Here is an 8,277-nt window from a genome sequence, read left to right as displayed (position 1 = left end):
TTTAGTTTTCAAAGAACAAGTTCCCGTCACCCGAAAGCGACTTTATTATCTTATCAAGTTATCAACTGAAAGTCAACAACTTTCTTTTTTCTTTCATCGTCTTGGTGACGACTTTTAATATATTACAGCATTCTATTTAAACCGTCAAGCATATAATTGTTATTTTTTTCGAAATAGATTCTTTCTTTTTGTCTTTTACCCCAGCATAAGAAAAACCGCCGTATTTCAGCGGTTTTATTTATAGAACCCAATGCTGGATCGCAACTAACGCGACTAATCCCGGTATACCAAGAAAACCTGAAACAGCGGAAGTCGCAAAATTAATCGGAACATGAATTCCATAACGATTGCCAGCCACATTCAGGAAAAATAAAAACAGTGCCCCTATTAAAAACTTTACAGCTGCCTGTCCGAGAAATCGGACTGGCTTAAATGGTGCACCAGAAAATAATAATATAAGAATAAGCCCGCCTAAAATAGAAATGACGACTATTGGTTCCAACTAGAGCTTCCCCCTCCAATGTCTTTTTACTACAACATATGTACAAGTTGTTATGTATAGACCATATGGAGAGAAATACTGTTTTATTTAAACAAAAGTTTACGAAAAGAGCCACTACTTAAAAATGGTTACATTTCGCTGCTTTGCTTCTCTTAATAGAAAGATATATTTAGCTTCCGCTATCTTAGTTTGACAGATCACTTCTTCTGAAGGATCAAAGCTTTTTTCTAATAGTAGCTTTTCTTGCTGATAATGTGTTTTAAATCGGTTTAATTGTGTTAACAGCTTCTCATCATACTCTTTTCGCAGCCGCCCTTTGCGCCGAAAAAACATGTGTGATTCCTCCGGTTATAGTGTCTAGCCAAAATCTATATTTAGACTTACGATTGCTTTTCACGTATTTATGTTTACAATTCTCGTCTTCCTTCAAGTGCCTTAGATAAGGTTACTTCATCTGCATACTCAAGGTCTCCGCCTACAGGAAGTCCATGAGCAATCCTAGTTGTTTTAATACCTGATGGTTTTAATAAACGAGAGATATACATGGCTGTAGCTTCACCCTCAATATTTGGATTTGTGGCGAGAATAACTTCTTGAACCGTTTCGTCTTGGAGTCTTTTCAATAAATCGGGAATATTTATATCCTCAGGCCCGATTCCATCCATAGGTGAAATAGCCCCGTGCAGCACATGGTATAAGCCATTAAATTCCTTCATTTTCTCCATAGCAATAACATCTTTTGGATCTTGAACGACACATATAATGCTTTTATCCCTGCGCTGGTCCTCACAGATATAACATGGGTCTTGGTCTGTTATATGGCCGCAGACGGAGCAGTAAGTTAAATTACGTTTTGCGTTGACAAGTGCCTTTGCAAAGTCGAGTACTGTGTCTTCTTTCATATTTAAGACATGGAATGCCAGACGGGCAGCCGTTTTAGGACCAATTCCCGGCAGTTTCATAAAGCTGTCAATCAGCTTTGATATCGGTTCTGGATAGTGCATGTGGTTTTTCTCCTCTAGAAAAGCAGGGGTGCCAGGCCTTGGGGACGAAAACGTCCTAAGTTCCTATGCACCCCCAGCTCAACATTTAATAAGAACACTCTGTTAAATTAAAAAGGTAAATTCATTCCTTTTGTAAATTGACCCATTGTATTGTTTGTTAATTCTTCCGCCTTTTTAAGAGCATCATTAACTGCTGCAAGAACCAAGTCTTGAAGCATTTCAACATCATCTGGATCTACGGCTTCAGGTTTAATTTGCACATCTACCACTTCTTTATGTCCTGTAACAATCACCGTCACCATTCCGCCGCCGGCAGTACCTTCAATTTTTTGCTGACCTAACTCTTCTTGAGCCTCCGCCATTTTCTTCTGCATCTTTTGCATTTGTTTCATCATATTTTGCATGTTACCCATTCCGCCGCCACGCATCATATTCATAACCTCCATTTATTTATTCATTAGTCAATAATTTCTACAAATTCTGCACCAAATAATTTCTTTGCCTCTGCAATATGCGCTTCCTCTTCTTTCGCAGACTCACCGACTATGCTTGTTCCCTCTTCATCATGCTGACTATTTAAAAAGCTTTCGCGAATCGGCAGCCATTGATCTTCAGGAACACCTAAAAGTTGCAGCCTCTTGCCTGTTAATTTTAAAAACGCAGCAGTTACGGCATCAAGAAAATCCGTGCGGTTCATTGCCATTTGGCAAATCATTTCATGCTTAAATTTTATAATAAAAGCGGTAGTTGAGGCCGCAATCGGTTCGGCATCATTTAATAATGCCGCTTGCGATTTTAGCAAGCTCGACAGCATTTCTCCCCAATTCGCTTTAATTAAATTTAAATCGTTCTTCGTTGCCTGCTTTAAAACTTCATTTATTTTTCCAACTGGTGCCTGGAAGGCTTTTTTCGAGGATGATCTTTGTGCTGCCTTTGGCTGTTGTGGTGCTCCCTCTTGAGCAGCCGGGGCTGCCCCATTGGCCTTTAAGTGCTGCAGCTCTGATTCAAGCTGATCAATTCTTGCTAATAATTGCCCAATCGGTGCAGAATCTGTTTGAACGGATGATGGTTTCACTTCCATTTGACAGAGCTTTACAACCGCCACCTCCAAAAAGATTCGGGGATGATTGGTCCAGCGCATTTCCTGCTGCGTCTTATTCAGCAAGTCGATAAGTTGATAAATTTTTTCAACCGGGATCGTTTCCGCCAATCTTTTAAAATCCTCATCCAGCATCACTCTTTCAAGCGATTCCTCTAGATTAGGGGCAGTTTTATAAAGAAGCATATCCCGATAAAATAAAATGAAGTCCTCAATAAATCTAGAAGGATCTTTCCCGTGGAATAATAGTTCATCGAGTGCCTCTAGACCGCTTGCCACATTGCCCTCTTGAAAAGCATGGGCTAACTTATTAAGAAATCCCTGTGATACAGATCCTGTAACGGTCAACGCATCTTCAAGTGTGACACGGTCCTGACTGTAGGAAATAGCTTGGTCCAACAGACTTAAAGCATCTCGCATCCCGCCCTCAGCAGCGCGGGCAATCATTTGCAACGCTGTTTCATCACAATTCACGCCTGTTTCTTCCACGATTAATTTCATTCTATTCACAATGGATCCTGCTGTTATGCGTCTAAAATCAAAACGCTGACACCTTGAAATAATCGTTAGCGGAATCTTATGAGGTTCCGTTGTTGCCAAAATAAAAATAACATGCTTTGGTGGTTCCTCGAGCGTCTTCAACAAGGCATTAAAGGCACTAATCGACAGCATATGCACTTCATCTATAATGTAGACCTTGTAATTTACAGCGGTTGGTGCAAATTTGACCTTATCGAGGACATCCCTCATTTCCTCTACTCGGGAATTTGACGCAGCATCAAATTCTAATACATCTGGAATAGTGCCATTGGTGATGCCGCGGCATGCCGCACATTCATTACATGGCTCCGAAACCGGTGCATGCTCACAATTAATAGCCTTTGCTAATATTTTAGCAGCACTAGTTTTACCTGTTCCTCTAGGGCCTGAAAAAAGATAGGCATGTGAAATTTTTTGCTGAAGCAGGGCGTTTTGCAATGTCTTGGTAACATGTTCTTGTCCTACTACATCAATAAATGCCTGCGGACGCCAAACACGATATAAAGCTTGATATGCCACTGGACACCGCCCCCTTCAAATTTTTTATCATCATATCTATTATAGCTTATTTAATTTCCATTTTTCAAAATGTATGTAAAAAAACTCATCCCGTAATTTGAGATGAGTTTTTGAGTGCATGCATATATGTACTGCCGTGCACCTTCCGTCGACATACGCCCATAAGCGTTACTTAAGCAGTTAGCTCGGCCCAGGCAACCCTGCGGCACATGGGAGCGTCCACTTAATGCTGCTTCCTTCCGGACCTGACATGGTTCATGGATTCCCATTGCGCAGGACCAGGGCGTCAACACCACTTACTTAAGGCAGACCCTACAGGTCGTAAGCCTCGGGAAGGGATTCAGTCCCGCTAGAGCGGATTGCGGGTACAGGGCACCGCTGCCTCCCCACCTAGCACGGCAAAATTGATACCTAAGGTTTCATGCGTCTTATCTGACGCCTTTCTAATATACAACCTATCGCGAAAAAAAGCAATCCCAATCAAACTGTAAATTACTGTAAGTTGTTTTCGGCGTTTTGATTCTTCATTTTCTTTTCGAGCTTTTTTCGATCTCTTATGCTTCGAAAAAAGGCAGAAAGAAGCTGCCCGCATTCTTCTTCTAAAACACCCATCGTGACATCACATTGATGATTGAATCGTTCATCCTGTAACAGATTCATGAGAGTCCCAGCACAGCCCCCTTTTGGATCACTTGCACCATAAACCACTCTTTTCACTCTTGATAAAATAATCGCACCGGCACACATAGGACACGGCTCCAAGGTGACATACAGGGTGGAATCCTCTAACCGCCAAGATCCAGTATGCCGGCAGGCCTGATCAATCGCTAGTAACTCGGCATGAGCAATTGCACTTTGTTCTAGCTCTCTTAAATTATGGGCCCGGGAAATAATTTCTCCATTCATCACCAGCACTGCACCAATTGGTACTTCATTTAATTCTTCTGCTTTCTTTGCTTCCTTTATTGCTTCCTTCATAAAAAATTCATCTTGAGGATCTACGATATTTACCAAATTATCACCTAATTATTTTATTATTAAAGGTTTGAAATCTCCTATTAATGAAAGGCGGGATAAAAACTACCTTTCTACTCCAAAATAAACAAAAAGGAGGGAGACAGTTTGAATCAGATCCGTCCTGCACTATTAATCATTGATATGATCAACAACTTTGATTTTACTCATGGTCCAATTCTCGCCCAAAAGACACTGAACATTGCCGGACCAATCAAAAAAATAAAGGATCAATTTAACCAGCAACAGCTTCCTGTTATCTTTATTAACGATCATTATAATTTATGGCAAGCCGATTACAATCGAATTATTGAATATTGCCGAAATCAATATAGTGAGCCCATCTACAAGAAAGTGCTGCCGGGAGAAAATGATTATTTCTTAATCAAGCCCAAACACTCCGCCTTTTACGGTACTGCCCTAAATACCTTACTTCATCAGCTAAAAGTAAATACCCTGATTTTAACTGGAATTGCCGGCAATATCTGTGTTCTATTTACAGCGAACGATGCCTATATGCGTGAATACAAGCTCCTTATTCCTAATGATTGTATTGCCTCAGCCGATGACCAAGATAACCAGTATGCTCTAATGATGATGAGAAATGTCTTAAAAGCAGAAGTCACATCCTCACAAAATATACAACATTATATCATGCAATCTGCCTATCCCTCATAGAATAGCTGTAGCGTATGTTTCGGGGAGGGATTAGGATGCAAATCCATGTAATAAAAAGTAATGAATCATTAACAACGATTGCAAGGACCTATCATACCACCGTACAAGACATCGTTGAGGCAAATGATCTGCCAAACCCAAATAATCTCGTCATTGGACAATCCATTGTTATTCCCATTATCGGCCACTTTTATTTCGTTCAATCTGGAGATTCTCTTTATTCAATAGGCCGTAAGTTCGGCGTTTCTCCTCAACAGTTGGCAAGTGTTAACCGTATTAACATCAATCAGCCTTTAAATACAGGCTTCCGACTCTATATACCACAAGGGGCAAAAAGAAATGCTGAGTTTAACGCCTATGTTGAACCGCGCGGGACGACCGTAGCCCCTATATTAGAATCAAGTGCCAGAGAAGCAGCTCCATATTTAACCTATCTAGCCCCCTTTAGCTTTCAGGCACGCCGCGATGGGACCTTAAAAGAGCCTTTACTAAATAATTTCCCTGCAATCGCTAGAGCCAATCGCAACGTTTTAATGATGGTCATCAATAATCAAGAGAATGATCAATTTAGTGACGAACTTGGCCGCATTTTATTAAACGATACGGCAATCCAGGATCGATTCCTTAATAATATTGTCGCAACCGCTAAAAAATATGGATTCCGCGACATTCATTTTGATTTTGAGTTTTTACGGCCAGCCGACCGGGAAGCCTATAATAACTTTTTGCGGAAGGCAAAACAAAGGTTTAGCCGGGAGGGCTGGTTCATGTCTACTGCCCTTGCTCCGAAGACAAGTGCCACCCAAAAAGGGAAATGGTATGAAGGCCACGACTATCGAGCACATGGGGAGATTTCTGACTTTGTGGTGATTATGACCTATGAGTGGGGGTACAGCGGCGGCCCTGCCATGGCTGTATCACCAATCCCACAGGTCAGAAAAGTTCTCGAATACGCCGTTACGGAAATACCATCCAATAAGATTCTGATGGGGCAGAACCTTTATGGTTATGACTGGACACTTCCTTTTGTTCAAGGGACAGTAGCAAAAGCGGTAAGCCCACAGCAGGCAATTCAACTTGCCGCAACACATAATGTGCCTATTGAATACGACACAACCGCACAAGCTCCGCATTTCCGGTATACAGCAAGTGGTAAAGAGCATGAGGTCTGGTTTGAGGATGCCCGGTCCATCCAGGCGAAGTTCGACTTAATCAAGGAGATGAATCTGCGAGGAATGAGCTATTGGAAGCTTGGATTGGCCTTCCCGCAAAATTGGCTGTTAATTGTAGACAATTTCAATGTAACGAAGAAGGGCTCCTAACAGATATAAATTATCCATCTACAAAAACTGTCGTTATTCGGCAGTTTTTTCATATTTTTGACATAAAACCTGCAGCTTGAAAATATTCCATATCCCTTACTGCGACAGATTATGATAAAATATTCTTTGCGTCATAAAAAGACCGTTTACCACAGTTACTAGGATAAGGTTCGTTAAAAACTTATCATACAATAGCATAGATGTGCAGGCAGCTGGAGAAGGAGGACTTGCAATGGGGGTTACACCCTTTATTACCGTTGAAGGGCCGATTGGTGTAGGAAAGACATCTCTCGCAAAAGCCATTTCAGAACAATTTAATTTTGCCTTATTAAAAGAGATTGTTGATGAAAATCCATTTTTAGGGAAATTCTACGAAAATATAGAGGAGTGGAGTTTTCAAACTGAAATGTTTTTTCTCTGCAATCGCTATAAGCAATTAGGGGATATCAATACCCATTACCTAAGCCAAAATAAATCGGTTGTGGCGGACTATCATATATTAAAGAATTTGATTTTCGCTGAACGGACGTTAAATAACGAAGAGTACCAAAAGTACTTTAAGATTTATCAAATTCTAACGGAAGATATGCCGAAGCCTAATGTCATTATTTATTTGAATGCAAGCCTCGATACACTTCTGAAACGGATTAAAAAAAGAGGGCGGGAAGTCGAGAAAAATATCAGTCCCTTATATTTAGAACAGCTTTCCATTGATTATGAAAACACGTTAGCTTCTTTTGAAAAAGATCATCCTGAAATCCCTGTTCTTCGCTTTAGCGGTGATGAGCTGGATTTTGTCAAAAGTGAGCAGGATTTAAACTATATTTTTCAAAAGTTATCAACTTCCTTGAAAGAAAGCAACTGGTCAAACAACATATTATTGAACGGGGGATGTTAGGTTAGTGAGTATCGTAATTGGTGGTATGATTGGTCTAGGAAAAACAAGTGTAGCCGATACATTGAATGCACACTTTAAAAATAAAGGAATTGAGAGTAAGGTTTTCTATGAAGCAGTCGATGATAATCCAATTCTTCCCCTTTATTATGAACTGACACCAGAAGAATTGGATTCAAGAAGAATTCCTTTTCTCCTGCAATTATTCTTTTTAAATAAACGCTTTAAGACGGTTAAAGAATGTGTGAATTGGCGTGAACCCGTTTATACCATCCAAGACCGCTCCATTTATGAGGACTGGTATTTTGCTTATGTAAATAAAAACTTAGGCCGGATTTCTGGATTAGAATTTAAAATCTATGAAGATCTTGTTGATAATATGATGGAAGAATTAAATGAGCTTCCGAAGAAGGCACCAGATTTAATGGTTTACTTAAAGGGATCCTTTGAAACAGTAATTGATCGCATCATGGCGCGCGGCAGAAGTTTTGAAATTAACCCTGAACTAAAGGAGTACTACTTCGAAGTATGGAAGGGTTACGATGAATGGGTTATGAATCAATACGCAGCAAGTGAAGTGCTTGTGATTGATATGGACAATACCGATGTGGTCAAAAATAAGGCAGACGCCACCAAGGTTTGTAAGGCCGTAGACGAGAAATTAAATGAAATACTCAAAATAGAAAAAGAGGCTGGGACATAAC

The 8,277-nt window shown here is 40.4% G+C and carries 10 protein-coding genes and 1 other RNA gene; 4 read left to right on the top strand and 7 right to left on the bottom strand.

Annotated elements, in window-relative coordinates:
- Nucleotides 1–238 precede the first annotated feature (238 nt).
- The 7 genes from V7266_RS29135 to tadA form a co-directional block, all read right to left on the bottom strand.
- The gene (locus tag V7266_RS29135; protein ID WP_335472702.1) at nucleotides 239–502 is read right to left on the bottom strand and encodes a pro-sigmaK processing inhibitor BofA family protein; all 264 of its coding nucleotides are present in this window, start codon (nucleotides 500–502) and stop codon (nucleotides 239–241) included.
- A gap of 114 nt (nucleotides 503–616) precedes the next feature.
- A complete protein-coding gene (locus V7266_RS29130) occupies nucleotides 617–835 on the bottom strand; it encodes a YaaL family protein (RefSeq protein ID WP_335472701.1) in 219 nt (72 codons plus the stop codon).
- A gap of 74 nt (nucleotides 836–909) precedes the next feature.
- Complete coding sequence (recR, locus tag V7266_RS29125) at nucleotides 910–1,506, bottom strand: recombination mediator RecR (protein WP_098533749.1); 597 nt, start codon at nucleotides 1,504–1,506, stop codon at nucleotides 910–912.
- A 107-nt stretch (nucleotides 1,507–1,613) separates the two neighbouring features.
- Nucleotides 1,614–1,937 carry a YbaB/EbfC family nucleoid-associated protein gene (locus V7266_RS29120; protein WP_374110708.1) on the bottom strand — a complete coding sequence of 108 codons (324 nt, stop codon included), beginning with the start codon at nucleotides 1,935–1,937 and terminating at the stop codon, nucleotides 1,614–1,616.
- Nucleotides 1,938–1,963: 26 nt separating this feature from the next.
- The gene (gene dnaX / locus V7266_RS29115; RefSeq protein ID WP_335472700.1) at nucleotides 1,964–3,664 is read right to left on the bottom strand and encodes a DNA polymerase III subunit gamma/tau; all 1,701 of its coding nucleotides are present in this window, start codon (nucleotides 3,662–3,664) and stop codon (nucleotides 1,964–1,966) included.
- A 134-nt stretch (nucleotides 3,665–3,798) separates the two neighbouring features.
- An RNA gene (ffs, locus tag V7266_RS29110) (signal recognition particle sRNA large type) lies at nucleotides 3,799–4,063 on the bottom strand.
- A gap of 93 nt (nucleotides 4,064–4,156) precedes the next feature.
- Nucleotides 4,157–4,669: a tRNA adenosine(34) deaminase TadA gene (gene tadA, locus V7266_RS29105; protein ID WP_335472703.1), complete on the bottom strand. Its 513-nt coding sequence runs from the start codon at nucleotides 4,667–4,669 to the stop codon at nucleotides 4,157–4,159.
- 117 nt (nucleotides 4,670–4,786) lie between these two features.
- Here tadA and V7266_RS29100 point away from each other — a divergent pair, with 117 nt between their 5' ends.
- The 4 genes from V7266_RS29100 to V7266_RS29085 all read left to right on the top strand — a co-directional run bounded on the left by V7266_RS29100 (nucleotide 4,787) and on the right by V7266_RS29085 (nucleotide 8,276).
- A complete protein-coding gene (locus tag V7266_RS29100; RefSeq protein WP_335472699.1) occupies nucleotides 4,787–5,356 on the top strand; it encodes an isochorismatase family cysteine hydrolase in 570 nt (189 codons plus the stop codon).
- Between the two features lie 35 nt (nucleotides 5,357–5,391).
- Nucleotides 5,392–6,678, top strand: a complete 1,287-nt coding sequence (locus tag V7266_RS29095; protein ID WP_335472698.1) for a glycoside hydrolase family 18 protein — start codon at nucleotides 5,392–5,394, stop codon at nucleotides 6,676–6,678.
- Nucleotides 6,679–6,910: 232 nt separating this feature from the next.
- Nucleotides 6,911–7,576, top strand: a complete 666-nt coding sequence (locus V7266_RS29090) for a deoxynucleoside kinase (protein ID WP_335472697.1) — start codon at nucleotides 6,911–6,913, stop codon at nucleotides 7,574–7,576.
- Between the two features lie 4 nt (nucleotides 7,577–7,580).
- Complete coding sequence (locus V7266_RS29085) at nucleotides 7,581–8,276, top strand: deoxynucleoside kinase (RefSeq protein WP_335472696.1); 696 nt, start codon at nucleotides 7,581–7,583, stop codon at nucleotides 8,274–8,276.
- Nucleotide 8,277 lies beyond the last annotated feature (1 nt).

Origin of the sequence: Neobacillus drentensis (assembly GCF_036965645.1) — a bacterium.
Taxonomy (GTDB): Bacteria; Bacillota; Bacilli; order Bacillales; family Cytobacillaceae; genus Neobacillus; species Neobacillus drentensis_D.
Note: the sequence above shows the minus strand (reverse complement) of the source record. Positions and strands in the feature narration are given on the sequence as shown.